The sequence below is a fragment of the Lysinibacillus sp. LZ02 genome (genome assembly GCF_050613145.1).
GTDB lineage: Bacteria > Bacillota > Bacilli > Bacillales_A > Planococcaceae > Lysinibacillus_B.
This window is the reverse complement of the sequence record NZ_CP192507.1, coordinates 1,910,219-1,935,801: the sequence shown is the minus strand read 5'-3', so window position 1 is coordinate 1,935,801 and position 25,583 is coordinate 1,910,219. Positions and strand designations below refer to the sequence as shown.

At 37.8% G+C, this 25,583-nt stretch carries 29 protein-coding genes; 11 read left to right on the top strand and 18 right to left on the bottom strand.

Annotated elements, in window-relative coordinates; translation table 11 throughout:
• Positions 1-2 precede the first annotated feature (2 nt).
• The 7 genes from tlp to ACQQ2I_RS09435 all read right to left on the bottom strand — a co-directional run bounded on the left by tlp (position 3) and on the right by ACQQ2I_RS09435 (position 4,787).
• Positions 3-239 carry a small acid-soluble spore protein Tlp gene (gene tlp, locus ACQQ2I_RS09465; protein ID WP_431030273.1) on the bottom strand — a complete coding sequence of 79 codons (237 nt, stop codon included), beginning with the start codon at positions 237-239 and terminating at the stop codon, positions 3-5.
• A gap of 106 nt (positions 240-345) precedes the next feature.
• Positions 346-831, bottom strand: a complete 486-nt coding sequence (locus ACQQ2I_RS09460) for a YbaK/EbsC family protein (RefSeq protein ID WP_431030272.1) — start codon at positions 829-831, stop codon at positions 346-348.
• A gap of 125 nt (positions 832-956) precedes the next feature.
• Positions 957-1,637: a response regulator transcription factor gene (locus tag ACQQ2I_RS09455; protein ID WP_431030271.1), complete on the bottom strand. Its 681-nt coding sequence runs from the start codon at positions 1,635-1,637 to the stop codon at positions 957-959.
• 234 nt (positions 1,638-1,871) lie between these two features.
• Positions 1,872-2,114 (bottom strand): hypothetical protein, encoded by a 243-nt coding sequence (locus ACQQ2I_RS09450; protein WP_431030270.1) that lies wholly within the window; start codon positions 2,112-2,114, stop codon positions 1,872-1,874.
• A gap of 88 nt (positions 2,115-2,202) precedes the next feature.
• Positions 2,203-2,772, bottom strand: coding sequence for a signal peptidase I (gene lepB, locus ACQQ2I_RS09445; protein ID WP_431030269.1), 570 nt, complete (start codon positions 2,770-2,772; stop codon positions 2,203-2,205).
• Between the two features lie 232 nt (positions 2,773-3,004).
• Positions 3,005-4,105 (bottom strand): ABC transporter permease, encoded by a 1,101-nt coding sequence (locus tag ACQQ2I_RS09440; RefSeq protein WP_431030268.1) that lies wholly within the window; start codon positions 4,103-4,105, stop codon positions 3,005-3,007.
• Positions 4,092-4,787 (bottom strand): ABC transporter ATP-binding protein, encoded by a 696-nt coding sequence (locus ACQQ2I_RS09435; protein ID WP_431030267.1) that lies wholly within the window; start codon positions 4,785-4,787, stop codon positions 4,092-4,094. Before ACQQ2I_RS09435 ends, ACQQ2I_RS09440 begins: the two co-directional genes overlap by 14 nt.
• Before the next feature lie 121 nt (positions 4,788-4,908).
• On the opposite strand from ACQQ2I_RS09435, the gene ACQQ2I_RS09430 reads away from it, so the two are divergent.
• A complete protein-coding gene (locus tag ACQQ2I_RS09430; RefSeq protein ID WP_431030266.1) occupies positions 4,909-5,661 on the top strand; it encodes a class I SAM-dependent methyltransferase in 753 nt (250 codons plus the stop codon).
• Between the two features lie 95 nt (positions 5,662-5,756).
• Here ACQQ2I_RS09430 and ACQQ2I_RS09425 read toward each other — a convergent pair whose 3' ends face one another.
• Positions 5,757-6,362 carry a LysE/ArgO family amino acid transporter gene (locus ACQQ2I_RS09425; protein ID WP_431030265.1) on the bottom strand — a complete coding sequence of 202 codons (606 nt, stop codon included), beginning with the start codon at positions 6,360-6,362 and terminating at the stop codon, positions 5,757-5,759.
• 101 nt (positions 6,363-6,463) lie between these two features.
• On the opposite strand from ACQQ2I_RS09425, the gene ACQQ2I_RS09420 reads away from it, so the two are divergent.
• Positions 6,464-7,900, top strand: a complete 1,437-nt coding sequence (locus ACQQ2I_RS09420) for a PLP-dependent aminotransferase family protein (RefSeq protein ID WP_431030264.1) — start codon at positions 6,464-6,466, stop codon at positions 7,898-7,900.
• 264 nt (positions 7,901-8,164) lie between these two features.
• Here the strand turns inward: ACQQ2I_RS09420 and ACQQ2I_RS09415 are convergent, their stop codons facing one another.
• Entirely contained in the window at positions 8,165-8,782 is a 618-nt protein-coding gene (locus ACQQ2I_RS09415) for an NUDIX hydrolase (RefSeq protein WP_431030263.1), read from the bottom strand.
• A 136-nt stretch (positions 8,783-8,918) separates the two neighbouring features.
• On the opposite strand from ACQQ2I_RS09415, the gene ACQQ2I_RS09410 reads away from it, so the two are divergent.
• The 7 genes from ACQQ2I_RS09410 (at position 8,919) to ACQQ2I_RS09380 (ending at position 12,962) form a co-directional block, all read left to right on the top strand.
• Entirely contained in the window at positions 8,919-9,470 is a 552-nt protein-coding gene (locus ACQQ2I_RS09410; protein WP_431030262.1) for a sigma-70 family RNA polymerase sigma factor, read from the top strand.
• A complete protein-coding gene (locus tag ACQQ2I_RS09405) occupies positions 9,467-10,456 on the top strand; it encodes a DUF4179 domain-containing protein (protein WP_431030261.1) in 990 nt (329 codons plus the stop codon). The genes ACQQ2I_RS09410 and ACQQ2I_RS09405 overlap by 4 nt, the downstream gene beginning before the upstream one ends.
• 201 nt (positions 10,457-10,657) lie before the next feature.
• On the top strand, positions 10,658-10,840 hold the full coding sequence (locus ACQQ2I_RS09400; RefSeq protein WP_431030485.1) for a YesK family protein: 183 nt from the start codon (positions 10,658-10,660) through the stop codon (positions 10,838-10,840).
• A 306-nt stretch (positions 10,841-11,146) separates the two neighbouring features.
• Complete coding sequence (locus ACQQ2I_RS09395; RefSeq protein ID WP_431030260.1) at positions 11,147-11,413, top strand: hypothetical protein; 267 nt, start codon at positions 11,147-11,149, stop codon at positions 11,411-11,413.
• Positions 11,410-11,928, top strand: coding sequence for a hypothetical protein (locus tag ACQQ2I_RS09390; protein WP_431030259.1), 519 nt, complete (start codon positions 11,410-11,412; stop codon positions 11,926-11,928). Before ACQQ2I_RS09395 ends, ACQQ2I_RS09390 begins: the two co-directional genes overlap by 4 nt.
• Before the next feature lie 363 nt (positions 11,929-12,291).
• On the top strand, positions 12,292-12,531 hold the full coding sequence (locus tag ACQQ2I_RS09385) for a hypothetical protein (RefSeq protein WP_431030258.1): 240 nt from the start codon (positions 12,292-12,294) through the stop codon (positions 12,529-12,531).
• A 161-nt stretch (positions 12,532-12,692) separates the two neighbouring features.
• The gene (locus ACQQ2I_RS09380; RefSeq protein ID WP_431030257.1) at positions 12,693-12,962 is read left to right on the top strand and encodes a hypothetical protein; all 270 of its coding nucleotides are present in this window, start codon (positions 12,693-12,695) and stop codon (positions 12,960-12,962) included.
• Between the two features lie 340 nt (positions 12,963-13,302).
• Here the strand turns inward: ACQQ2I_RS09380 and ACQQ2I_RS09375 are convergent, their stop codons facing one another.
• The 5 genes from ACQQ2I_RS09375 to ACQQ2I_RS09355 all read right to left on the bottom strand — a co-directional run bounded on the left by ACQQ2I_RS09375 (position 13,303) and on the right by ACQQ2I_RS09355 (position 18,477).
• Complete coding sequence (locus ACQQ2I_RS09375; RefSeq protein WP_431030256.1) at positions 13,303-14,124, bottom strand: methyl-accepting chemotaxis protein; 822 nt, start codon at positions 14,122-14,124, stop codon at positions 13,303-13,305.
• Positions 14,125-14,343: 219 nt separating this feature from the next.
• Positions 14,344-15,228, bottom strand: coding sequence for a patatin-like phospholipase family protein (locus ACQQ2I_RS09370; RefSeq protein WP_431030255.1), 885 nt, complete (start codon positions 15,226-15,228; stop codon positions 14,344-14,346).
• Positions 15,229-15,548: 320 nt separating this feature from the next.
• Positions 15,549-16,415, bottom strand: coding sequence for a glycine betaine ABC transporter substrate-binding protein (locus ACQQ2I_RS09365; RefSeq protein ID WP_431030254.1), 867 nt, complete (start codon positions 16,413-16,415; stop codon positions 15,549-15,551).
• Between the two features lie 15 nt (positions 16,416-16,430).
• Positions 16,431-17,285: an ABC transporter permease gene (locus tag ACQQ2I_RS09360; protein ID WP_431030253.1), complete on the bottom strand. Its 855-nt coding sequence runs from the start codon at positions 17,283-17,285 to the stop codon at positions 16,431-16,433.
• Complete coding sequence (locus tag ACQQ2I_RS09355) at positions 17,278-18,477, bottom strand: quaternary amine ABC transporter ATP-binding protein (RefSeq protein ID WP_431030252.1); 1,200 nt, start codon at positions 18,475-18,477, stop codon at positions 17,278-17,280. The genes ACQQ2I_RS09360 and ACQQ2I_RS09355 overlap by 8 nt, the downstream gene beginning before the upstream one ends.
• A 981-nt stretch (positions 18,478-19,458) precedes the next feature.
• Between ACQQ2I_RS09355 and pdxS the strand changes: the two genes are divergently transcribed.
• Positions 19,459-20,346: a pyridoxal 5'-phosphate synthase lyase subunit PdxS gene (pdxS, locus tag ACQQ2I_RS09350; RefSeq protein ID WP_391369729.1), complete on the top strand. Its 888-nt coding sequence runs from the start codon at positions 19,459-19,461 to the stop codon at positions 20,344-20,346.
• Complete coding sequence (gene pdxT / locus ACQQ2I_RS09345) at positions 20,346-20,903, top strand: pyridoxal 5'-phosphate synthase glutaminase subunit PdxT (protein ID WP_431030251.1); 558 nt, start codon at positions 20,346-20,348, stop codon at positions 20,901-20,903. The genes pdxS and pdxT overlap by 1 nt, the downstream gene beginning before the upstream one ends.
• A 199-nt stretch (positions 20,904-21,102) precedes the next feature.
• Here pdxT and ACQQ2I_RS09340 read toward each other — a convergent pair whose 3' ends face one another.
• The 4 genes from ACQQ2I_RS09340 to ACQQ2I_RS09325 all read right to left on the bottom strand — a co-directional run bounded on the left by ACQQ2I_RS09340 (position 21,103) and on the right by ACQQ2I_RS09325 (position 25,527).
• Complete coding sequence (locus tag ACQQ2I_RS09340) at positions 21,103-21,609, bottom strand: DUF2867 domain-containing protein (RefSeq protein WP_391369743.1); 507 nt, start codon at positions 21,607-21,609, stop codon at positions 21,103-21,105.
• Positions 21,610-21,654: 45 nt separating this feature from the next.
• A complete protein-coding gene (locus tag ACQQ2I_RS09335) occupies positions 21,655-22,206 on the bottom strand; it encodes a TetR/AcrR family transcriptional regulator (RefSeq protein ID WP_431030250.1) in 552 nt (183 codons plus the stop codon).
• Between the two features lie 399 nt (positions 22,207-22,605).
• Positions 22,606-23,469, bottom strand: coding sequence for an AraC family transcriptional regulator (locus tag ACQQ2I_RS09330; protein WP_431030249.1), 864 nt, complete (start codon positions 23,467-23,469; stop codon positions 22,606-22,608).
• A 141-nt stretch (positions 23,470-23,610) separates the two neighbouring features.
• Positions 23,611-25,527, bottom strand: a complete 1,917-nt coding sequence (locus tag ACQQ2I_RS09325) for a GTP-binding protein (protein WP_431030248.1) — start codon at positions 25,525-25,527, stop codon at positions 23,611-23,613.
• Between the last annotated feature and the right edge of the window lie 56 nt (positions 25,528-25,583).

Below are 25,583 nucleotides of genomic sequence, written 5' to 3'. Positions count from 1 at the left end.
TTCTATTGATAGCCTTGTTCACGAGCTGCTTTTTCATCTTGAATTTCCTCTTGCATTGCTGTAACGGACTGTTCTCGCCGTTTATTTTTCGCTTCAATTTGCGCTCGTTCTTCAGGGCTTGCATAGAGCATCGTTTCTTCTGCAGCTTCCATATTTTCCATCGTATTTTTGACCATCGATTGTAAACGCTCAACATTGTTTGTACGGTCATCTGGCTTTGCTTGATATTTGTTTGACATAAATACCCCTCCATCATGTATTTTCAAATTACAGATTTATTGTGGTATTCTTATCAAACTTTATACACCCAAAATATTAAAATGCTACCGCAGCTTGTCCTATGTACTATTCGGCTAATGCTGGATCCCAATCTTTACACACATCGACTTCCCCTTGTGCATGGGCGTATAGTTTTAACTCATCTACCGTTAATTCGATAGAGGAATTTGAACTGCCGCATGCGGGATGCACCGTTGTAAAACGTTTTAACGACGCATCTACATATACAGGTACATCTGTTACTAGCCCAAAAGGACAAACGCCACCAATAGAATGTCCCGTCACCTGTAAAACACGATCAAGATCAAGCATTTTTGCTTTTACCGTAAATGTTTGCTTAAATTTCGCATTGTCTACTTTCGTGTCACCTGCTGCAACAACTAAAATGGGTGTATCTTTTCCTTGGAAGCAAAGTGTTTTCGCAATGCGTGCTGGATGTACACCAATTGCCTCTGCTGCCTCTTGTACAGATGCTGTGCTTTGGGCATGGACAACGATATCCTCCTCGCGACCAATGTTTGCAAAAAATGTTTGAACCGCTTGTAAACTCATAACTAAAATCTCCTTTTACCTAATGCCTCTTTACTCGGAATCTTCAATTATCTACGCAAATGAACCGTTCTCTCCTTTAGAAGTAAGGAACGTGTGGCTAGTGCAAATACTTTTGTGAAAGGTTATTATTCGTTTATCACAAATTTATATCCAAATCCTCTCACCGTTTGTATCCAGCTGCCTTTAGAATACGAATCCCCTATTTTACGCCGTAAAGTGCTAATGTGTACAGCAACTGTTTTCGAATCAGCAATTCCGTCAAAGCCCCATACTTCATTGATAATTTGCTCACTGCTAACGACTTTATTGGCATTTTCAACTAAATAAAAAAGTAGCTTCTTTTCTTTCGTAAATAAATTGACACGTTCACCGTCTTTGTATACCTCTTTTTGATTTAAGTCAATTCGTAAATTATCTAGTTCAATAATCTGCTCATTTATTGTAGTGCCTTTTCTGCGTAGCTGTGCTTGGACACGGGCAACAACCTCTTTTGGAATAAATGGCTTTGTAATATAATCATCACCGCCAACTTCAAATCCCTGTAATTTTTGTTCGATATAATGATGAATCGTCACAAAAATAATAATGGTATCGAAATGCTTACGGATTTTCTTTGCAAAATCAAATCCATTTCCATCTGGTAAATTAACATCAAGCAAAATAAGATCAACCGGCGTTTCAAATAATCGTTTTTCACCAGCTGCTAACGTTGTAGCGGCATACACTTCAAATCCTGCATTTTTTAAATAGAGTACAAGCACTTCATTAATATCCCAGTCATCTTCAATGATTAATATTTTATTCATACTTTCCCTCCCACTCGCGGTTAAGTAGCAGGGTCTCACCTCACTTTTGTATTTACTTAATTAATCATTCTTTAAAGTCTATTATAATATTTTTATGTATTAATTATCATAATTTAACAAATATTCAGAAAAACTTCGCATTCTACTAAACAAAACAAGCTAGGTTTCATATGAACCTAGCTTGTTTTGACGTTCACATCTGTTTATCCAATGGACACTAACAGGGCATACTTTCTATCTTTCTTCATTTTGATACGCAATTTGTTTTTGTGTATCTAAGTACATTTGCTTGGATTGCTCGAGATCTAGCTTCATTTTGTCTGTTTCCACTTTGAATGTTTCTAGTCGAAGCTGTTCTAGTTCGATTTCTTTTTCTAGCATTTTTACTTGTATTTTCGCCTGTCCTCGACGATGCGCTGTAATAATCGCTGTTAATGGGATAGATGCTATCATCGTTATAATCAAAAAATCAAACATTTTCTACACCTCTAATCCTTGATCAATCACCAAAAACTTATACAAATTATACCAATAATATTCTTCAAAGTCTTTATCAAATCGTTTGTTAATCTTGAATAAAGCTTAAATGATGGAGTGGCCACACGACTACATCAACCGTACCGATGATTTGTTCTCGGGCTACAAAACCTACATGTTCATTCCGACTATCCATACTACTCTTGCGATTATCCCCGAGTACAAAATAACATTCTTCTGGTACTATTTCTTCCTCTAAGCACTCCTGTAAATTAAAGTCTTCCGTAAGTATATCCGTATCGGCTAAAGCTACTTTATGTCCTTCCAAATAATGCTCTTCAAACTTCTCGCCATTAATAAACAGCTCATCATTTTTATATTCAATATGATCACCAGGCAAGCCAATAATTCGTTTAATATAATTTGTATCCTCATCTACTCGAAAAACAATGACATCAAAACGGTCATATTGGGATAATTTTGGACCAATTTTATTAACAATGACACGATCCCCACTGTCAATTGTCGGTAGCATGGAGGCACCATCAACGAGAATAGGTGTACAAATAAAATAACGCAAAACAACTGTCAGTAAGATCGCCGCGCCTATCGCGTTCAACCAACTGATTATTTCCTTTTTCATCATGTTCTTGTCCAAAAAAATCCCCCCTCTACCATTTCGGTATTAAGCCAAACTAGCTATCTCTCACAATACATTCTGCGACAAATAAGGATACTAAATGATGCATCTTAAAAATAGTATATACCTTATATTATTCCACTTATTTCCTCGCCAAAACGATTACTAAAAATTTTCTATTGTCTAGTTGCTCTTGTATTATAGCCCTATTTCCTCTTATTTCAACTATTGTTAGTAATTTCGCAACTTATTAACTAAAAATATTTTCCAGTAGTATGACTATAGCGATAAAGAGAAGCACATAGTTTATAGCATAGCTTTTTATCCGTTGTAACGACATATGCCATGCAGTCTCTTGTATTGTTAATACTTTAAAAACAGCATGTCCCTTTATTTCTTCCATGACCGAGACTAACCAGCTATTTAACATATAGTAGGATAACATCAGTAACGTCATATCTGCCCATAACGGCAAGATGAAATACAAAGGAATAGTCGTCGCTACTAAACGTACATATCCCCATCGATAACGCTTATTACGAATTAATGTCTTTAGCATCAGCTCAGACGTCGCATCATTTGACCGTTTAAACAATCTTCCTTTTAAAAAACGCGGCGCTTTTAATGAATGCTTTTCAGGCATTAAACTTCCCAGCTCTGGGTTTACCATGAAAATACGCGCTTGCCATCGATAATAGGCCTCTCGTTCCACACTGATATGCTGGTCAAAATAGCGATTCGAACGAATATGGTTCTTTTCGTAATACACGATACAGCTAAAGATGAGCAATATCGTGATGGATACAGTACTAAAGCTCACATAGACAACCATCCCTGTTAGCCCCGCTCCGATCAATAGTTGAACAATCGCTTTTATCCACTTATGAAAATGAAAAGATTTACTCACTAAAAAGTACAGCATCATGCTACAAACGATTTGACCAATGGCAAGTGCCGTAAATTGATAATGATGCACCAACAGTGGTAAAAGTGCTAGTAAACAAAGGCTCACATAAACAGCTTGTATCAACATCGAATACATAAAAGCACTTCGCTTTAACTGACGAAATGCCCGCTGATGTTGCAATAAAAACAGCCGATCCGCTGCCTCTTCAAATGTCCGCAAGTATCCCATACTTCCTAGTAAAAGAAGTAAAAAAATAAAGGGTACAGCTGGCACATAGTGAAAAAAGCCATACGCTCCGTTTAATATCGTTTCCTTATACAAGAAAAAGATAAAGGCTCCAAATGGAATGAACAAATACATATAAGTTGTCCAATCTGCAACACTACGAAATAGCTTCCGATGAAATCGCCATTGCTGTAATAGACGGGTTTTAAATAGCTCCATCTGTCACACCTGCAATCAGCTCATCAAAGATGTCTAGCAACGGCTGCCCTTCATATTGCTGTAATGATTGAAGTGTCCCTTGCTTTAAAATGGCTCCGTCATGCATACAAATAAATCCGTCACAAATTTTCTCTGCCGTATCCAGGGCATGTGTCGACATTAAAATTGCAGCCCCACGCCCTTTGTAATCCTCGATCAGTTCAATCAATTTTCGTATCGCTTGCGGGTCAAGCCCCATAAACGGCTCATCTAAAATATACAATTCATATATTGGCGTTAAAGCTAACACGAGCATCACTTTTTGCTGCATCCCTTTTGAAAAGTGAATCGGATAGTCATGCAATTTATCCTCTAAACGAAATGCCTTACATAATGCTTTTGCCTGTTGTTTTAATTCATTTTCATCTTGACCAACCGTGCGAATTAATAAATCAATGTGCTCCCATAATGTGTAATATTCATATAATATCGGGCGCTCTGGTACGTAGCCATATGTATCGATCTGAATATCTCCCTGAAAATAAGGAATCGTCCCCATCATTGATTGGATTGTCGTACTTTTCCCAGCGCCATTTGCCCCAATCAAACCGATTAATTGACCAGCCGGTAGCGAAAATTCGATATCGTTTATAACAGTTTTTCCTTGCGTGTATCCAGCTTCTTTAATATGTATTGAAATCATGAACCATCCCTCTCTCTTATTTTTTCTACGATTCAGCGAGAAAATAGTTTCATTTAAACCTATTATTTACATTTTTTGTATAAACGATATACTTAATGTAAATGACAAGGGAGATGATGAGATGACACAATGGAATGCACAATTATATGATGACAAGCACCAGTTTATTTCAAACTTTGGTGGAAACCTTGTATCACTTTTACAGCCGACAAAGGGAGAGCAAATTTTAGATGTTGGTTGTGGCACGGGTGACCTTGCGTTTGAAATAGCTAAAAGTGGTGCAACTGTAATCGGCATTGATGCGGCTAGTTCGATGATTGAAAAGGCACTGGAAAAATATCCGGACTGCACGTTTCATGTAGAGGATGCCGAAAGCTTTCACTTCCCTACGCCATTTGATGCTGTGTTTTCCAATGCGGCGATGCACTGGATGAAAAATCAGCAGCAAGTCATATCTAATTGTTATACGGTACTTCGTAATGGCGGACGTTTTGTTGCTGAGCTAGGCGGTGCCAATAATATTCAGGCGATTACAAATGCCATTAAAGAAGCCTCTACAACCTTGCAACTACCTTATAAAGCTGAGCAATTTCCATGGGTATTTCCAACAAAAGAAGAAATGACAGAGATGCTGACAAACGCGGGTTTTCAGATTGTGGCCATTGAACATTATGAACGTCCAACGCCTCTTGTAGGGGAAGATGGGATTCGAAATTGGCTAATGATGTTCAGCAACAATCTATTAAAGCATTTAACCGACACTGAAAAAGAAACGCTTTATGCCGAATGCGAAGCAATCCTTCGTCCACAGCTATATCACGACGGCACATGGACTGCTGATTACTGGCGTCTACGATTTGTTGCCGTAAAATAGTAGAGGGGTACGTCTCTTGTCCTTAAGAGATGTACCCCTTTTTGTGTGATAAATTTGTTTTACTCGTTTACTGCGCCTATTTTTCTTACTCCTATTTATTTCAGCAAACTTATAAATAAATAGAAAGCAGTCCCCCATATAAAAATGGCTGATAGTTTATTAAATAATGTAAATATAACAGACGATATTTGCATTTTCTTTAATAGCGCGCCTGTCGTCATAAGGCTAAAAAACCATAGCCAAGAAATTAAAATACAGGCGAATATAAATAACCACTGTTCTTGTCCACTGTATTTGACGGCATTTGTGCCAATCACGCCAATTGTATCTAGCAAAGCATGTGGGTTTAGCAAGGAAACAGATAGTGCAAAAACGATTTGCTTTTTGATCGGCAATGCCTCTTTATCGTCCAACGCTGTGACATTTGAACGCCAAATGACAAAGCCCATATAAATTAAAAATATAATCCCTCCGATTAGCAATACGAAACGAAGCCATTCGAATTGTAACACGATAATAGATAATCCTAAGCTCGCTAACATAATTAAAATCGTATCACAAATCGCCGCAGTTACCGCAGCTGGTAATGCTCTTATTACGCTCGGTTGCATTACCCCTTGTGTAAATACGAATACATTTTGAACACCTAAAGGTAAAATGAGTCCAAAGGCTAAAATAATGCCATGTAGTATCGGTTCCATCTTTTCAACTCCTATTCTTTTCTATCGTATCTATGATATAACTACAATAAAAGGTCCAATTGGTTGGTTATTTACCCACCCAGTTTAAAGGAGGCTTAAAAATGCATTGGAAACCGGATCGTACGTTGTCTATTAGTCTATCTAAACAAATTGTCCAGTGGATTACAGAAAATATACAAAGTGGCGAGTGGCCGAGTGGGACGAAGCTACCAACTCAAAGACAGTTAGCTGTCCTGCTCGGGGTCAATCGTAGTACGATCCAAGAAGCTATGGATGAATTAAAGGCAGATGGAATTATCTCTTCTAAAGTGGGGTCGAGCACCTATGTATCCAATGATTCCTGGAACATACTAGTCAAACAAAAACAGCCGAATTGGCAAAAATATATTGAAGCGAGTATTCATAAACCAAATTACCAAACAATCCAAGTCATTAATGAGTGTGAACAAGACGATTCGATTATTCGTCTTAGTACAGGTGAATTAGCGCCAAACTTACTACCTACTGCAAAAATCCAAGCTTCCTTACAACAATTGCAGTTAGATGGTAGAACGATTGGCTATTCCTCTCCGCAAGGAAGCCTACCATTGCGAGAAGCGCTTTGTCAGTATTTAAAAAAGCGTGATATTACAGCATCCCCTGACAATATTTGCATCGTTTCTGGTGGATTGCAGGCACTACAGCTGATTGCAGTTGGCTTATTAGAAACCGGCTCTATCGTGTTTCAAGATCCATTTTCTTATTTAAATTCAATTCATCCCTTCCAATCATTCGGCATGGAGTTACAAAGTGTCTATCCATCGAATCGAAATGAAACAGCGATCGATAAAAGGCGAGGGCGACGTCAAAGTATTTATTATGCTATCCCTACCTTACATAACCCAACAGGTGCTATTTGGTCTATGGAAGAAAAACAATCATTTTATCACATGTGCAAGACATTACATTTACCAATCATTGAGGATGATGTCTATTTTGAACTTGCCTTTGAAGAACTCACCCCACCTTTAAAAGCAATTGACACAGCAGGACAGGTGCTCTATTTAGGCAGTATGTCCAAAACATTAAGTCCGGGATTACGCATTGGCTGGGTTGTCGCACCATCCCCGGTTATTAAGAGATTAGCTGATATTAAAATGCAGATGGATTATGGCTCCAGTGCCTTTTCACAAGAAATTGTGACCCATTGGTTAACGACAGGGTTATATGAGCAACACTTACAGGAGCTAAAAATAGAATTGCAACGGCGAGCGGTACTGATGGAAGCATTGTTGAAGCAATACTTTACGAATATCGCCTCTTGGCAATCTCCAAAAGGCGGATTTTATATATGGATTCGGTTTAATCAGCCAATTGTTACGACAGACTTTTTCTTTCAGCTATTAAAGCAAAAAGTGCTCATTAATCCCGGCTATATTTATGAACCAAAAGATACCTATCACATTCGCCTCTCCTATGCTTACGCCTCCGACAGCGAATTACAGTTAGGGCTTCACATTTTATATGAAGAAGCGATGGGTAACATGAAAGAGTGTTAGGTAGCCTTTCATCAAAGCACTTCATATTTCATTTTCTTTAAGAAGGCCAGCGGGTGTCTACGATTGGTTGTTATGATATATTGAATGCGTGCATATCTCACACTATTGAAGGTATGCAAGCATTTTAAATCTCCTTATATGGTGATTTTTGAAAGTTATTTGATACTAATTGCAATTTGTTTTTCTTTTGAGCCTCAGATCATAAACAGCAGATACACTGTTTAGAAACGTTTAGCTGTAGATGCTATCATCGCCCTTTAATACTTACTTCAAATATTGCTCGATTCGTTCAATTACGGTTATATAATAGGAAGCCGGATGTGGTACCAAATCCTTTTTCCCTATTATTTTAGTTATTGTAATTTGCTCTCCAGCAAGCCCTACTTCAAATCCTGTCACCTCAATTGATAATAGCTTGTCTTGCCAAAGTGCTTGAAAATCAGCAAACGGCACTTTGACAATTCCCCCTACTTCCTCTAGTTGCAGGTTAAACTGCTCAAATGACCCGTTCCGCATATACAGAAATACATTCGCAAACTCATTGTCGATAAAGTTCGCCTTTTCCATACAGGACGGAATTACACCTAATGAAAGGAGATCTTTAAATTGCACTTCAATGCCAAGCTCTTCATGCAATTCTCTCACTCCATCTTCTACCGTTTCATCAAACAATAAATGTCCTGCCGCCGTAATATCGAAAAGTGCCGAATAATCTTTTTTCTCCTTACTTCTCAATTGCAAATAAATATAGTCCTTATCATGCTCTCTACTGACTAACCAGCATTGAAATACTTCATGCCATAGCCCTTTGATATGTGCTTCATCTCGAGAAGTAACACCGATTTCATTTTTTTGCTCATCAAAAACTTTTAATAATTCCATGTTCATTTCCTTTCACCATCATCGGTTTACATATTCGTCTAACCCTTTCTATCATAAAGGACATTTTTCATTTTTAGCGAGAGTGTTTGGAAAATATTTCGTTATAGTAGATAGAAGAATGAAAAGGAGGAAAAACATGGTTGATTTTATCCAACGACTACAACAACACGAAGAAAAAGCACTCCGTTATGTAGTCCAGCAATATTTAGGGTATGTCAAAGCAATCGCGCATAAAATTTTAGGCGACAGTTTCGGACATATGCTAGTCGAAGAATGTGCAAATGATGTATTTTTGCTCATTTGGCAAAAGTGTCATCAATTTGAGGGCGATGAAACAGACTTTAAAAAATGGCTTGGTATAATCGCAAAATATAAAGCAATCGAACTTTATCGAAAACATCAAAAATATCAAGATACCGTTTCAATCGAGCAGGCACCTCCACAAATTTCGCAAGACAATATTGAAATACATTTGGAAAAGTCATTTGAAAAAGAAATATTGCTGATTGAAGTACTCCATTTGCCCCCTTCAGAGCGTGAATTATTTTTAATGAAATATTATTTGGATTACACAAATGGCGAAATCGCTGACATTTTACATATTTCCAAAGCCGCAGTTGAAAACCGGCTTTATCGTGGAAAGAAAAAGCTAGCGAAAAATCCAAAGTTAAAGGAGTGTTTATCTTGAATGGTGAAAAAGATTTTTTGCGTATCGATATTGATGAAATTGAACCTTTTGACGTGTCAAATAACGAGGTAAAAACCGTCATTCAACATGTTTTACGAGAACCTAAAAAGGCTTACCATGTATCTAAATGGGCGGCGGCGGCCGTACTAGCGATTGGCATTGGCTCTATTAGTATACTATCGATGCCTACGATCGCATCAAAACTGCCCATCATCGAACAACTTTTATCGTACTTTTCAGAAGACAAAAAACTCGTTCTATTTAACGACTATGCAACGGCAGTCGGACAAACCGCCGAAAGCAACGGCATGACAATGAAAATAGAAGATGCTGTTTACGACGGTTATTTAGTTTCCATTGCCTTTTCTATCGAATCTGAAAAACCTTTAGATGACTTACAATTCGTGAAGAGTATACCCAACATCACTGGTCATGAGTTGTATAAAGCGGAACAACATATGCAAAAGGTAGATGAAAATACGTATATTGGCTTTTTAACCTATGAAGTAGCAGATTCCGCAGCACAAAACTCATCTATCGAATTAACCTGGTCGCCGAAAGGCTTTTACGATAACCATTATAAGTCGGTCATTTCTGGTGACTGGACATTTTCTTTCGAGCTGAACAAACTCGATTTACAGGAAACAATCGTCGATAAAACGATTTCGAGTGATGAGCGGGATATCGTCATTGATCGCATTGCTTCTACAGGCTATACAACTATTATCTATTTTAGCGGTGACATAGACTTTATGACCGAATTCATTGCCTTACATGTGAAAGATAATTTAGGAAATGATTATCAATTTGCGCCCACCCATTCACAAAGGATTACGAATGATTTCTTTACTGGAACAGTACCAATTTTTGGCTTAGATCAAAACGCCTCTTCCCTATTTGTGACACCGATCATTTACACAATGACGGAAAATAAGCCCTTAACAAAAGAAGAGACTCTTGAAACAGTAGAAGTTCCATTAAAATAGCAGCTATGTATGTAATAGAACTATAACTTTCTACATCTTTGTCGAATAATTAAATATAATAGAATAATATTAGAACGTTATAACATGTACTATAAGGGGGCTCATTCAATTTGGAGGGGTTTGAAATCTTCATTTATATTTGTTTAGGAACTGCCATTTTATTCTTTATTGTTGCGATGCTTTTAAAAAGGAAAAAGAACGATCAATTTCATCGGTACAATATTCCTTTCTTTCCTTTTAATTAGCGTAGCTATCGTAATCATCAGCTTTTTTATTGGTGGCTGGAGTGGTATGGGTATTGGATTGATGGGTCTCTCTATTTTTATCGGTACTATTATTGGCATTGTTTTAACAAGCTTGCTACAACTTTTTAAAACAACTTAAATTTCATCTAAGGAAACTATGTAAGCTGGCTGACACTAGTGGAGGGTTTTGCTACCAAAGGCCGAGTACATTTCTACTACGGCTGACGTGTAAGGTTGCGGTGTTCCATCACCACCCCGTATCCAGTGCATGTGCGCTCGTTTTACTACCAAACAAGGGTTTGGGAGAGGTTTATAATTCAATTAATGCAGTTGATTTCAAATGAATTATAATTATTTAGTAATGTAGAATTTATTTGATACTGGAACTTCCGTGTATTTCAAACGTATTAAAGTAAAGTTAGTATTTTAATTAGGGGATGAATGGATGGTTAGAAGAAGAGGAACGTATCAAATAAAAATTCGTGACAAGCAGCTTATTTGTATATTTTGTCAGAACGATGAATTTCAGCATCGTGAGGTTTATATGGATTTAAGCCCTTTAGGTGAAACAGTAACGGAGCAACTTACATTGCAATCATTTTCCTGTACGTCATGTGGCGATATCCGAATGTTTGAAGAAAAGAATCGCTTCGACCATACGTTACAAAAACATGTATCGATTATTGAATATATGGAAGTGATAAAAGAATGAGTGGTACAGATGAACATTTACGCCCCAAAAAAAGTCGCATCACGATTTTTGATGAGCCTATTATTTGTAGTTTTTGTACACATGATGTGTTTATTCCTTATGAAGTGTATGTAAATGTTGAACAGCCAGGTATCGGTGTACGTCATGTTCGTTATATAGCAATTTGTCAGCATTGTGGTCAAGCGAAACAATTTGGCGATCCGAGCCATTATGATGCTGAAAAAAATACTTATATTTGGGCATTGAATCAGTATTTAGTTTCAATTAAAAATAGAAATTATAAGATTAAAATTTTGTTGTATGTTGGAAAAAGAAACGATGATAAAATAACCTCTTTTATAAATAAGCTTGTTGAATATTTTAATATAGAAGTCGAAAATATAAGGAATTTAAAAGGTGGAGCAGTACTTCAAATAAAAATGTCTAGTTTTGATGATATACAAACAATTAGGTCTACAATAATGTATAGTGCGAAGTTGCGGAATGTAACGATTAAGGACTTAACTATTAAATAAGAATATGTAAGCAATATTTATTTTAAATTGAAGTTCCTTGTTCTATTAAGAATATAATATTTTCAGGATTGCCGAAGTGGGCGTAACCTCTTTTTAAAAAATGATTAAAATACGCAAACATCAAAACATCAAAACATCAAAACATCAAAACATCAAGTTAATCTTAGCGAAATATATTAATGGTCAAAATACCTGACATCCTACTCTCCTAGATGAGAAACGTAACTCCATTATGGAATCGCGTCAGATTTATGCGGATTTGCAACGTTAATCTCTTAAAGCTACCAAACGACGGTTTGGGGACTTTTGGAAGGTAATAACAAGATTTTATAGAATATTATAAAGAGTTAAGGAGTGTATTGAATGAGTAAACGTGGAACAGGTGTTGCTTTTATAGCGATAGCTGCATTTTTATTTTCAGCAAAATATATTAGTGCAGCAATCTTTGGCTCAGGTGTTTCAAGTTGGGACGAAGAATTATTTAATGCAATGCTAAGCTATGTAGGAAGCCCATTAAGTGTATGTAGCATTCTTGCTTTAATAATAGGCGTAACATACATAGCTTGGGGAGAATATGAAGATTTCAAAAGTAAAAAGCAGTAATCAAGGTCACTTAAGATTTATACACATTTAGAATGTTAAGGTAAAAATGCACCTAAATCTCGCTTTGGGAAAATTTTAATTATTGGGGAACGCTGTCAACCGTCAGAACAAAAGATATAATAGAATTGGGTTGAAAGAGAAACAACAGCAGGAGAGACATTTTGAATATATATTTATTGATCATCAGTTCATTGCTTTTATTGTTTATTGCAGGGAATGCTTTTTATGTTACTTTTAAAAAATATGAAGAAGATGATGATTTTACTTTTAATACTTTCACTTGGATTGAATTGATATTTAGTGTTTTATTATTAATTTCTGAAAAATTTGCTCCAAAGGAATTTCATATCGTTATTTTTAAGATTCTTTCTTTTGTATTTGGACTATGCTTTTTAGGCTTTGCCGTTTTGTTATGGCTACTTTTCTTTTAATAACTTAGTTCACTAAAGAGTTATAAAGTATACAAAATAAACGTTAATAACGTTCCCAAATCAAATTTAGGGAGTACAAAAAGAGCCATGAAACACTATTAACGTTTCATGGCTCTTCTTATGAACATCATTTATACCCCTTTTTATGCACAATCACCAAAAATCAATCATGGCAACGGTTGATAACCATTTTGAGCGATGTTACATAAGCTTATTTAATGAATAACTGTATGGTCATATATTGAACATAATACCCTCTTATTAGTTTAGTCTATTTAACTAAAGAACTGGGCTTTCTCGTTCGGAATTCTGTAAAATCACCTAACACCCTACTCTACAATTATCGCAATGCCATCCCCATAAAATCACGCATCTCTACGCTTAATTCATTTAACTGCTCAATAATCGTGCTGAAATCTTGGACAAGTGTTGCTTGTTCAGATGTCGCTTGATTAATTTGGGATAAATTCTCACGTAGTGTATGTAAGTTCGAATTAATATTTTTCAGTGCATCTTCAATATTTTGAGTCGCTGATGACGTTTGGGAAGACAGCTTCCGTACCTCTTGGGCCACAATATTAAACCCTGCACCGTGTACCCCTGCACGGGCTGCTTCAATAGATGCATTTAGTCCAAGTAAATTCGTTTGATTGGAAATATTTTTAATTAAATCTGTAATACCGTTAGAGCGTTCTGCATCTTCTCGTACTTGCTCCGCCTGTATATTGATTTCATGTGTTGTAGCAGCTAACTGCTGAGAATGCGATGCAATCGTATGCACTTTATCGTGTAAATTATTAATAATCCCGTTCATGGACTGCATATAACCTTCAAGCTTTAGCTTATTTTCAATTGGTACACCAAAGCCAACTGCCCCTATAACTTTTGTGCCTTCTTTAATCGGAAACGCATAGGCATTAAACTCTACGCCGTATACTTCTTTACCAACGATAAAATCCGGCTTTTGACCGCGCAGTGCTGACACTAAAATTTGATCATCCGCGTTCATTTTTTGCCCCGTTTGGTAACCAACATTGATTTTCCCACCGGGTAAATATGCTTGCACAATTTCGTCTCGATCCACGACAACCATTGTCGCCTCACCCTTCATTGCTTCATGTAAATATGGCAACGCTATCGCTAACGCTTGTACTTTATCCATCGTAAATCCTCCGAATAATTTTATTATTTAGAATTATTATTTTACCTAATTTCAAGGATGAATAAAACTGTTTTGGGATATCTATTACATTTTCGTACTTAACTCAAGGGATATTCGTTCCATAGATAGCAACTTAATCTTTGCGTTAGCTATAGCATAAAAGTTAATGAAAAAATGAGTATCGAAAGAACATTCTCTCGGTACTCATTTTGACTACGACTACCAGACAGGCGACCAAGTTGTTAAAAATTGTGTTGTTCGTTCCCTGCCAATGCTAATCAATTGTTGTTTCGTTTCTTCATCAAGATCAAACTGTGTCGCACTATAGTTCTCAACCGGAATAAAAATAATATTTTTTTCGTGCTTTCGTGAAATATAGCGTTTATCATGCGCATCTTTCATCGTCGCAATAAGTCCTTCAAATAATTGAATAGCATTGTCAATTGTTTGTGGTGGCATCTCTTCGCTATTATGACTTAACTTCATGCCAAGTACGGGGCGCTCTTTATGCCCATTATCATAAATCCACATTGGAAAATTACTTAGTACGCCCCCATCTACAATGACCGAATCGCCTGTTCCATTTTTTAAATAGACAGGTTCAAAGAAAAATGGAATGCCACAGCTCATCCGTAATGCACGAGAAATCGGAAATTTTTTACTATCAATGCCGTATTTTTTTAAGTCATCCGGCAACACAATCATGCGGCCATTTGTTAAATCGGAAGCTACAAGCTTTAACGTGCCACGTGGCAAATCTCCAAATGTATACACACCTTTTGTCGCTAGTTTTTGATAAAACCACTTTTCTAATGACTTTCCACGATACAGTCCTAATCGCTTGTATAAATTAATCCACTTTAAAAAGGGAATGTTGAAAAAAAACTTAGGTGGATCGAGTAATGTGCTTACATCTAGTTCATCTAGCATCGTTTCAATTTCTTTCACATTAAAGCCAGCTGCAAGGAAGCTTGCTAAAATAGCGCCTGCACTTGTACCTGCAACTCGCTGAAATTTTATCCCTTGCTCTTCTAACACTTGAAGAGCCCCCACATAAGCAAACCCTTTAATGCCGCCTCCGGAGAACACACCATCAACAATCATTTACGTCTCCCTCTCCGTTCTTTTTTCTAGTATAAGAACGCTAGATGCTATATGTTCCACCTATTCTGTTATGAGAGTAGTTACGTTGCTCACCAAATGCTTGTTATACTTAAGAGAAGCGCAAGCGCCCTCTCTAGCTCCGACATGCGTTGGAGCTAGGCTCACAGTGTGCTTGACGAGGGACTAGACGCTGGAGCTAGACACTCTTTTAATTTGAAAAAATTTGTACTTTCTTATCTTTGAACAAATTACCTACCATTTGGTCCTAAATAGAAAAAAACAGCTCACAAATTTTGCAAGCTGTTTCACTTTATTTCTTATTATTCAACGCCTTGTGTCCATTCTTTCACTTTTTCTGCATTGGCATCGATCCAATCTGTTGCTGCTTCTTCAGGATCTTTACCACCGTTAATTGCTAGCATTACTTCTTCAATATCTTCAGTTGTCCAGTTAAACGCATCTAATACTTTGTATGCCTCAGGTGCATCTTGCTCTAAGTCTTGACGTACAAATGTATTGATTGTTTCTTCTCCACCGAATACGCCTTGCGGATCTTCTAAATATTTCAGGTCGTATGAAGCGAATTTCCAATGTGGGGACCAACCTGTTACAATAATTTCCTCTTCATTTACAATGGCTTGATTTAGTGCCACTGTCATTGCACCCGACGAAGAAGGTAAAAGTTCCCAATTAGCAAGGTTCGGATAGTTTGCAATCGCTGCCTCTGCAGCACTCATAACACCCGCACCTGCTTCAATTCCTGTAATCGTTGAACCAGCTTCAGTCGTTAAATCTTCAATTGAATTGACGTCCATATAGCTTGGCACAACTAATCCAATTTTTGCACCTGTTAAGTTTTCACCTAAGTGTACTACATCTTCCCCGTATTGCTCCAGTTGAGAGGCATGTGTTGCCGGTAACCAGCCAGCTACCATTGCATCCGCCTCTCCTTTTGAAACAGCTTCCCACATAATAGCATTATCTAATGGTGTTAGTGTTACATCATACCCGATATTTTCAAGGACTTGCCCAATTACATGCGTCGACGCAATTTCTGTATCCCATTCTACATACGCTAAATTAATTTCTCCAAGCTTTTCCCCTGTTGTTGCTTCATCTTCTGCACATGCGCCGAGTACCATACTTACTCCTAAGGCTACTACTGCAAATGGTAATTTCTTTTTCATTTTTGACGATCCCCTTTAAAGCGATTTTTTCTTGTTGAAACTTTGTGTTAATCGGTCTGCAATAATCGCAAAAATAACTAAGCTTAATCCTGCGACAAATCCATTCCCGACCTGTGCTCGTTGAAGTGCTGATAATACTTCACGCCCTAGCCCCGGCGCACCAATCATAGAAGCAATAACAACCATCGATAAAGACAGTAATACGGTCTGGTTAATCCCTGCCATAATAGTAGACTTCGCTAGTGGTAACTCTACTTTAAAGAGCTTCTGCTTTCCTGTACTACCGTAAGAATCTGCTGCCTCAACAAGCTCTTTTGGCACTTGACGAATCCCTAAATTTGTAAAACGTACAGTTGGTGGTAAAGCAAAAATAACCGATGCAAACACACCTGGCACAACGCCTATCCCAAAAAACGCGACCGCCGGAATTAAATACACAAATCCAGGCATTGTTTGCATAAAATCAAGAATTGGCTTAATGATACCTTCAGCCACTTTACTTTTAGACATAAGTATCCCAATTGGAACACCAAGAATAATAGCAATAATACTTGCAAATAAAACGAGCGTAATCGTATTCATTAATTGATTCCATAAGTCTTGATTATAAATAAATAGCAAACCAATGACAGAAAATAATGGCAAACCGAAAATTTTACGCGTTGCAATATAAGCTAATAATGCAATCAGTAATATAAATAAAATCGGTGGTATAGCGGCAAGCAAGCCTGTGAGCCCTTCCATTAAAAATGTGCCACTTAGCTGAAGAGACTTAAAGAAACTTGCAAATGTATCCGTTAATAAGTCCATTACTGTTTCCACTGTATCTGCTACTGGAATTGTTGGAATTTGATCAAGCATATTACGCATTAGACGTCACCTCCTCACTTGATGATGCAAGTGATTCGATAATAACGCCCCGAATTAAAATCCCTTTTAACTTTCCATGATCGACAACCGCGATTGGTGTAGGGCTGTCCGAAATAATCGGCAGTACTTCTTGAATTAACATTGCTGGCTCCACACAAGGCATATCCTCTTTTACAAAAGGTAAAACCGATTTCTCACCTTTTTTCGAAGCCTCAAGCGCATCACTTGCTGTAATATAGCCTTTGAATTGACGTTGCTTATCGACCGCGATTAGCACACTGATTTCCTCTTCGCGCATACGTTGAAGCGCCACTTTAGGTCCATCACTTTCAATATTCACGGTCATTGGACGCACCATGACACTTTCAACTGTCAATACTTTTGAACGGTCAACATCCTCTAGGAATGTACGAACATAGTTATTCGCTGGGTTTGTTAAAATTTCTTCCCCTGTGCCTATTTGCATAATCTTTCCGTCTTTCATAATGGCAATACGGTCACCAATACGAAGTGCTTCGTTTAAATCATGTGTAATAAATATAATCGTTTTCTGTACTCTTGCTTGAAGCTCTAATAATTCGTCTTGCATATCTTTTCGAATTAACGGATCGAGGGCAGAAAAAGCTTCATCCATTAATAAAATCTCTGGATCATTAGCAAGTGCTCGAGCTAGCCCTACACGTTGCTGCATTCCACCAGATAACTGACTTGGGTATTGGTCTTTAAACGCTAATAACCCCGCATTTTGTAAAGCTTTTTCTGCTTTCAATCTTCTTTCTTCCTTAGCTAATCCACGTACTTCTAACCCATACTCTGTGTTTTCTAGAATGGTACGGTGCGGAAATAATCCGAAATTTTGGAATACCATACTCATCTTTTCGCGACGTGCCGCTTGTAATTGCTTTTTATTCATTGTTGAAATATTCTCGCTATCTATGAAAATATCTCCACTTGTCGGTTCTATTAAACGATTTAATAAACGAATTAACGTCGATTTCCCACTACCAGACAACCCCATGATGACAAAAATTTCACCTTCATTAACGGTAAAGTTTGCATCATAAACACCAACTGTAGCACCTGTTTTTTCGAGTATTTCTGTTTTACCCTTTCCTTGCTCTACAAGTTTAAGAGCTTGAGAAGTATGCTTCCCAAAGATTTTGGTGACATGCTCAACTCGAATCTTTTCCATTTTTTCACTTCCAATTTCTATAAAAATTCCCTATAAGTACTTCGACTCATAGTAACAACTTAATGGTAACGTAAAGTTGTTACTTATGTCAATATAACTTTCTTAGATAAAAAATGACGTAATCCATGAAAAGGTTTTCATAATCAAGCAAAATACGGACCTATCAACATTTCAATTTTTTAGATGAAGTAGTGACTAACATGTAATAGAACTGTAATAGTTTCCATATTTAGGTTTATCACTAAAAGTCGAGATTGGTATTTATATATGTGCATTTTAATGTTCCCGCATAACGATTGACTTTAAAAATCGACCTTCATGTTGAGAGCTTATCGTCTCCTTTACTTGCATTTTGACTAAAAATAATTGTCTTTTAACGGTTCACTGTAGGATTTTGACTCGATACGGTAAGGTTTTGCTCGTACCAGGGGTTTTGACCGGATACAGCGACTTTTTGCTCGGATACCATAGCTTTTTGACCGTTTACCGCGGGCTTTTGCTCGGATACGGCAAGGTTTTGCTCGCACCGGGTTGTTTTGACCGGATGCGGCGACTTTTTGCTCGGATAGCGTAGCTTTTTGACCGTTCAATACGGGCTTTTGCTCGGATACGGTAGTGTTTTGCTCGCACTAGGGGTTTTGACCGGATACAGCGACTTTTTGCTCGGATAGCGTAGCTTTTGACCGTTCAATGTCGACAGTTTTAAGATGATTTATATATAAAACTACAACTACACTCCCCCTTCTCTGTTCCGTGTACTAAACATAATTTATTTACAAAACATCAACCCTAAGTTACGGTAATGAATTATTTTAAAGATCCATAAAAGATTGCATAATTTTCTCATTATTTCATGTCGTCTTTCCCTTATCTCAACTGCAAAACTCAACTGACCCTTTCATTTTATATAAAACTGACTATTTTAAAAAGTCCAGATAATTTTATAATAAGCTCATACTAACATTAAGGAGTGTTACAAAAATGTCTATTTTAACAGGGTCAGAGGTTGTAAAACGTGGGATGGCATTAATGCAAAAAGGCGGTGTCATTATGGATGTCGTGAATGCAGAGCAAGCTAAAATTGCAGAAGCAGCTGGTGCGGTAGCCGTTATGGCATTGGAGCGTGTGCCTTCTGATATACGAGCAGCTGGTGGGGTTGCACGTATGGCAGATCCACGTATTGTAGAAGAAGTCATGGGTGCTGTGTCCATTCCCGTTATGGCAAAAGCACGTATCGGTCATATTGTAGAGGCACGTGTATTAGAGGCAATGGGTGTGGATTATATCGATGAAAGTGAAGTATTGACACCAGCCGACGAGGAATTCCATCTCCTAAAAAGTCAATACACAGTACCATTTGTATGTGGTTGCCGTGATTTAGGCGAAGCAGCACGACGCATTGGAGAAGGTGCAGCAATGCTTCGAACAAAAGGAGAGCCAGGCACAGGTAATATTGTGGAGGCAGTTAGACATTTACGTAAAGTAAATGCACAAGTACGTGCTGTCGTTGCGATGAATGAAGACGAATTAATGACGGAGGCGAAAAATCTAGGTGCTCCATTTGAAGTACTACTAGCCATTAAACAAGCAGGCCGCTTGCCGGTCGTGAACTTTGCAGCTGGTGGGGTTGCGACGCCAGCTGATGCTGCACTTATGATGGAATTAGGAGCAGATGGTGTATTTGTCGGCTCAGGTATTTTCAAAGCAGAAAATCCTGAAAAATTCGCGCGTGCCATTGTCCAAGCAACAACACACTACCAAGATTACAAACTGATTGCGGAAGTTTCAAAGGAAATTGGCGTGCCAATGAAAGGAATTGAAATCCGCCAGTTAGCACAAAGCGAGCGCATGCAGGAGCGTGGCTGGTAATGAAAATTGGCGTACTTGCTTTACAAGGTGCCGTGACAGAGCATATAAAAGCAATTGAAGCTTGCGGTAGTGAGGCTGTCCCCATTAAAATAGCCGCGCAATTACAGGACATCGACGGACTGTTATTGCCAGGTGGCGAAAGTACAGCGATGCGCCGCTTAATTGACTATGCGAATATGCTCCCTGCCCTCCAACAATTTGCTAAAACCAAGCCCGTATTCGGCACATGTGCCGGACTTATTCTACTCGCTTCTTCTGTGGAAGGTGAAGAAGCACACATTGGGCAGATGCGCATCACGGCTCGTCGCAACGCATTCGGTCGTCAAATTGATAGCTTTGAGACACCAATAGCAATTCAAGGCGTAAGTGACCATTTCCCTGCTGTCTTTATTCGCGCACCTAAAATTGTGGCTGTTGAAGAACAGGTGGAAGTGCTTGCTGTATTAGACGGCGATATCGTCTGCGCTCGCGACCGTCACCTCCTCGCTTGTTCGTTCCATCCCGAACTAACAAACGACCTTTCGTTAATGAACTATTTTATTGATATGTGTAAGTAAAAACTTTATAAGCTACCACTGACAAAACCCGTATTTTGATGAAAGTAATCTCAAAATACGGGTTTGTGCATATGATGGAAGAGATGGGATATAGTTAGTGCTTAAATAGACTAAATATATAAAAATGTTTACACTAAATGACAGACTTCATCTATATTACATCCAAAGTGATTAAACAATCGGTTCTGATATACAACCGTTATGATAAAGATTTTATTATATTACGTAACATAGTTTTCACTATGGTTCTGTGAAATAGCTTAATAAATTGAAAATATATGTTTCCAAAAAAATTTTGAAATTGAACAGATGTAGATACTATTATGTTATGTCCATTTTCCTTTTTAAAGATAAAAATTGAAACCCGAAAATTTAAATGTTTATCATTTTCTCCTAAGATAATTTCTCTCTGACACTTCTCTATAATGTTAAATAATCCTATAGAATGCCCAGGCTCAATATCTTCCTCACTTAAGTCCAATCGGTTAACGTTGGTTGTTTTCAAACCTAAATATTTAACAATATTATTTCTTAAACGAAAAAGGGAATTTATCCATTTCGGTGAACTTTTGAAAAAAGCTAAAGTGACTTGTTCTATTGACACTTCATTTTTTGCAATGAATCCTTCATAAGCATCATAATAATGATAGGGAATTTTATAAATTAGGGAATCAGAAGGCATTTGACATTTATTTATTTTTAGCATAATTTATAATCCTCTCTTTACTTATTCAAAAGTTATAGCATTTTACTATCCAATTATTTCTTCAAACATTATAAGAATTTGACTCTCCATGTCTTGTGAACTTACCTTTTTGTATTTATGTCTTTCATACCAACCCAAATAATAATGGTAAATTAAACTTGCTTTTATTTTAGCTTTTTCTTCACTAATTTCTAGTTGTTGTAATAACTTAGTCATGTAACTCAATCTCATATTTTCAATAGACGTTAGCACTTCTCTATATTCATCCTTTTCCTGACCAAGTCTACGCAAATAAAATAGAAAATCTCCTACATTCTCATTACTAAACATTTTTTCAAGTACAGCTCGAATTTGTATTTCCGTTGTCATGTTTTTTGACGATTCAAATATCACATCTACAGTTGCCCTTTTTGTCCATAATTCTATGACTCGTCTTAAAAACTCATCGCGATCGTTGAAGTACCAATAAAAACTGCTCTTACTACATTTCAATTCTCTTGCCATTTTTTCAACTACTAGTGCAGCAAAACCTCCCTGTGAAAAGTATTCAATCCCTTTTTGTACCCATTGTTCTTCGGTTACTAAAATTTTTGGCATCCTTTTATCACTCTTTCTTTAAAACCTATCTGTACGACACCGTCTAATAAAACACACTTTAAACTATAGCACATTTAAACTTCTTTTAGACGTATCCGTACAAAAAATATTTATCTATCCTTATATAAAATTTTTATTTAGAGGATAGCAGGTCCTCTCTTCCTCTGTACTCGTTACCGTAACTAGAGTATTTTCACGATCCAAAAAATAATTAGAAATACCCTTATTTAGTCCCTACTCGAAAACAAGCGTATTCGAATTCACGAATACGCTTGTAAAACAATACTCTAGTTCAACAGAGCCACCATCAAAACGTATGGCTTTTAAATTCCTTTTGATATTTTGCTCAGCTGATATAGAGTAATCACTATTTTGATTTAATATCCTTAAAAAGTATCTTTATTGAATTGGAATCCAGATTTCCGAATATAAGTTTGGATCATGTGGATCTTTCTCCGTATACACCTCTAGCTCTGCCGCTCCTGTAGGCTTATACGGATTTGATGGAAACCACTCGGAGTAAATTTGCTTCCATGTATTTTGCATCGCATCTGGCATCGGCCCGTGTACTTCAAAAACCACCCATTTCGCTGCGGGTATTTCCATTGTGAAAAGATTTTCAGGTGCAGTCCCGACATAATCGGTTGCAATCCAATAATCCATTAAACTATTTTCCTTATGATGTTTATCTGATAGACAAACACCTAGTATTCCTTTAATGTCTCCATTATTTAATTTGATTAATGTTTCATCCATTCCTTTTTTGTTCATTTCATCCCAAAACAAAGGGATTTCACGTGTATTCTCTCCGTTTTTGCAATTGTACGTTCGTTTCACACCGACTACTTGAAACTTCTCTTTTTCTACAATTTTATACTTCATTGGTTCTGCTCCCTTCAAGCTCACCTGAATAACGAGGCGATTGTATGATTGTAATGGTTTTTGCATTTTTCTTGCTTCACTTGGCGTTACGTTATGCTGCTTTCGGAACGCCTTCGTAAATGCTTCAGGAGAGTCATAGCCATATTTGTAGGCGAGATCGATTACTTTTATGTCTGTATTCATAATTTCTTGCGCAGCTAACGTTAACCTTCTACGTCTAATGTACTCCGTAATAGACATATCAGTTAAGATGTAGAACACCCGCTGAAAATGAAACACAGAGGAGTTTGCTTCTTGTGCTATCTGCTCCAATGTTAGGTCATCTAGTAAATGTTGTTCTATAAAATAAATTGCTTTTTGAATCGACTCAATCCAACTCAATGTCCTCACTCCTTACTTATAAGCTTATATAATCTCTCGTTATTCATCCTGTCATTTTAAGCTATCTTTGGACAGGTATGTTTTACAATCACCTTGCTATAGCGTCTTGATGTTCACCAATGAATGATGTTATAAGCCTCATCAAATCGTTTCCTTATGCATACATGCCTTTACTTCCTGCCATGGAACGGAATACCCTTTCCCTTTTGAGCAAAAAATGCTAGAGGATGTATATTCCGGGTCGGCGTCTTTGTTATAGCCGATACGCTCGATCACTTCCGCTGTATTGTGGCATACATCGTAGCCCGCAAATGTAAGAGAAATAGCCCCCTTCCCATTTGTATAAGCGAGAAAAGTAGTGGGATAATTCATAAAGGTTGCGACAGGTACTTGCCCAGTCAGAATCGCATCCGTTTCCGTTATAATCGGTGCATTAAATGTACCAGATGCTTGCTGAATATCGGTCATCATGCGTCCAATATGCTCGCTAGCTGCTTTTAATTTAAAGGCATAGTACGGCTCTAGTAGCACGTTTTCCGCCTGCTCTAATCCTTGACGAAGTGCGCGATATGTTGCCTCGCGGAAATCGCCGCCATCTGTATGCTTGTTATGTGCGGCTCCCGTGAGTAATGTCACATGGACATCCGTTACAGCAGAGCCTGTCAGCAAACCGTGATGTGCTCGCTCAAATATATGCTGCTCGATTAAACGCTGGTGTCCTATCGTTAAATCATCCACATGACATGCATTGGAAAACGTAATACCCGCGCCTCGCTCATTCGGCTCAAGCTGTAAGTGGACCTCGGCATAATGTTTAAGTGGCTCGAAATGACCATACCCTGTCACCGTTGTACGAATTGTCTCTTCATATAAAATTTCAGGGTCTTCAAATTGAACCGATAGCTGAAAACGACTAGATAACAGCTCCTTCAGCACCTCTAGCTGAATAACCCCCATCATATGTACATAAATCGTTTGAAACGTTTCTTGCCACTGAACCTTTAATGTAGGCTCCTCTGCTTCGACTAACCGAAATAACCGCAATACTTCCTTGATATGCTCGGTGCCATTATAGACCACCTTGGCTTGCATCGTTGGAATAAGCGTATAAGGCTTACCCTTGTCAAATGTTGCGCCAATGTAATCGCCAATTTGCGGAACAGAAAGCCCTTTAACTGCAAAAATTTCACCAGCTATTACACGCTGGACAGCTTGATAGCTATTGCCATTATAAAGACGAATTTCTGTCACCTTTTCTCGTGTTTCGCCAAATGCTAAATCCGTTCGTACCGTCAACTCCCCTTGCAATGCCTTACAAAAGGTTACACGCTGCTCTCCTTCATGGCGAATTTTCATTACCTCTGCTTGAAACGGCAGCGCCACATCATAATTAGTGACTGTTGTGTTATGTAGGACATCCAGAAATGCTTGAATGCCTTTTCCCTTTAAAGCAGCACCACTCATTACAAGAAATAATTCCTCTTGCTGTATGAGCTGACGTAAGCTTGCGAACACCGCCTCCTCGGATAATGAATCCTCCATAAATTGTGCCAATAACTCTTCGTCTCGCTCTGCTACAAATTCTACCGCCTCTTCATACAGCACGATATGAGGAGAAAATTGCTGCTTCAGCTCTTGCATGACCTGTACAACATCTGCCCCTTCCCGGTCCACCTTATTAATAAAGAGATACGTCGGCACATGATGTGTGCGTAGCAATTGCCACACGGTTTCTGTATGTCCTTGAATGCCTTCCACCGCACTCACAATTAGTACGGCATAATCCATCGCTCGTATCGCCCGCTCCATCTCCGCCGAAAAATCGACGTGACCAGGCGTATCAATTAATGTATATGTATCCCCTTCAATTTGAAAACGTCCATGCTCAGCAAAAATGGTAATACCACGTGCGCGCTCCAACGTATGATAATCTAAAAATGCTGCTTGATGGTCTACTCGCCCTACTGCCGCGATGCTCTTTGTATGAAATAGTAATTGCTCCGAAAAGGTTGTCTTCCCCGCATCCACATGCGCTAGCACACCAATCGTTTTAAACAAAAAAAATCACTCCTTTTGCTGTATTGTAGCATGGTTTTTGCCTGCTAAGAGTTGGA

Excerpts from the sequence above, each read along its gene's own strand:
- ACQQ2I_RS09360 (WP_431030253.1), bottom strand. The coding sequence starts at position 17,285 with ATGCGTAATATGCTTGATCAAATTCCAACAATTCCAGTAGCAGATACA.
- ACQQ2I_RS09370 (WP_431030255.1), bottom strand. The coding sequence starts at position 15,228 with ATGATTGTTGATGGTGTGTTCTCCGGAGGCGGCATTAAAGGGTTTGCT.
- ACQQ2I_RS09430 (WP_431030266.1), top strand. The coding sequence starts at position 4,909 with ATGACACAATGGAATGCACAATTATATGATGACAAGCACCAGTTTATT.
- pdxT (WP_431030251.1), top strand. The coding sequence starts at position 20,346 with ATGAAAATTGGCGTACTTGCTTTACAAGGTGCCGTGACAGAGCATATA.
- ACQQ2I_RS09335 (WP_431030250.1), bottom strand. The coding sequence starts at position 22,206 with ATGCCAAAAATTTTAGTAACCGAAGAACAATGGGTACAAAAAGGGATT.
- ACQQ2I_RS09415 (WP_431030263.1), bottom strand. The coding sequence starts at position 8,782 with ATGGAATTATTAAAAGTTTTTGATGAGCAAAAAAATGAAATCGGTGTT.
- ACQQ2I_RS09395 (WP_431030260.1), top strand. The coding sequence starts at position 11,147 with ATGGTTAGAAGAAGAGGAACGTATCAAATAAAAATTCGTGACAAGCAG.
- ACQQ2I_RS09385 (WP_431030258.1), top strand. The coding sequence starts at position 12,292 with ATGAGTAAACGTGGAACAGGTGTTGCTTTTATAGCGATAGCTGCATTT.
- ACQQ2I_RS09365 (WP_431030254.1), bottom strand. The coding sequence starts at position 16,415 with ATGAAAAAGAAATTACCATTTGCAGTAGTAGCCTTAGGAGTAAGTATG.
- pdxS (WP_391369729.1), top strand. The coding sequence starts at position 19,459 with ATGTCTATTTTAACAGGGTCAGAGGTTGTAAAACGTGGGATGGCATTA.
- ACQQ2I_RS09435 (WP_431030267.1), bottom strand. The coding sequence starts at position 4,787 with ATGATTTCAATACATATTAAAGAAGCTGGATACACGCAAGGAAAAACT.
- tlp (WP_431030273.1), bottom strand. The coding sequence starts at position 239 with ATGTCAAACAAATATCAAGCAAAGCCAGATGACCGTACAAACAATGTT.
- ACQQ2I_RS09390 (WP_431030259.1), top strand. The coding sequence starts at position 11,410 with ATGAGTGGTACAGATGAACATTTACGCCCCAAAAAAAGTCGCATCACG.
- ACQQ2I_RS09340 (WP_391369743.1), bottom strand. The coding sequence starts at position 21,609 with ATGCTAAAAATAAATAAATGTCAAATGCCTTCTGATTCCCTAATTTAT.
- ACQQ2I_RS09355 (WP_431030252.1), bottom strand. The coding sequence starts at position 18,477 with ATGGAAAAGATTCGAGTTGAGCATGTCACCAAAATCTTTGGGAAGCAT.
- ACQQ2I_RS09425 (WP_431030265.1), bottom strand. The coding sequence starts at position 6,362 with ATGGAACCGATACTACATGGCATTATTTTAGCCTTTGGACTCATTTTA.
- ACQQ2I_RS09450 (WP_431030270.1), bottom strand. The coding sequence starts at position 2,114 with ATGTTTGATTTTTTGATTATAACGATGATAGCATCTATCCCATTAACA.
- ACQQ2I_RS09410 (WP_431030262.1), top strand. The coding sequence starts at position 8,919 with ATGGTTGATTTTATCCAACGACTACAACAACACGAAGAAAAAGCACTC.
- ACQQ2I_RS09440 (WP_431030268.1), bottom strand. The coding sequence starts at position 4,105 with ATGGAGCTATTTAAAACCCGTCTATTACAGCAATGGCGATTTCATCGG.
- ACQQ2I_RS09375 (WP_431030256.1), bottom strand. The coding sequence starts at position 14,124 with ATGGATAAAGTACAAGCGTTAGCGATAGCGTTGCCATATTTACATGAA.
- ACQQ2I_RS09455 (WP_431030271.1), bottom strand. The coding sequence starts at position 1,637 with ATGAATAAAATATTAATCATTGAAGATGACTGGGATATTAATGAAGTG.
- ACQQ2I_RS09460 (WP_431030272.1), bottom strand. The coding sequence starts at position 831 with ATGAGTTTACAAGCGGTTCAAACATTTTTTGCAAACATTGGTCGCGAG.
- ACQQ2I_RS09420 (WP_431030264.1), top strand. The coding sequence starts at position 6,464 with ATGCATTGGAAACCGGATCGTACGTTGTCTATTAGTCTATCTAAACAA.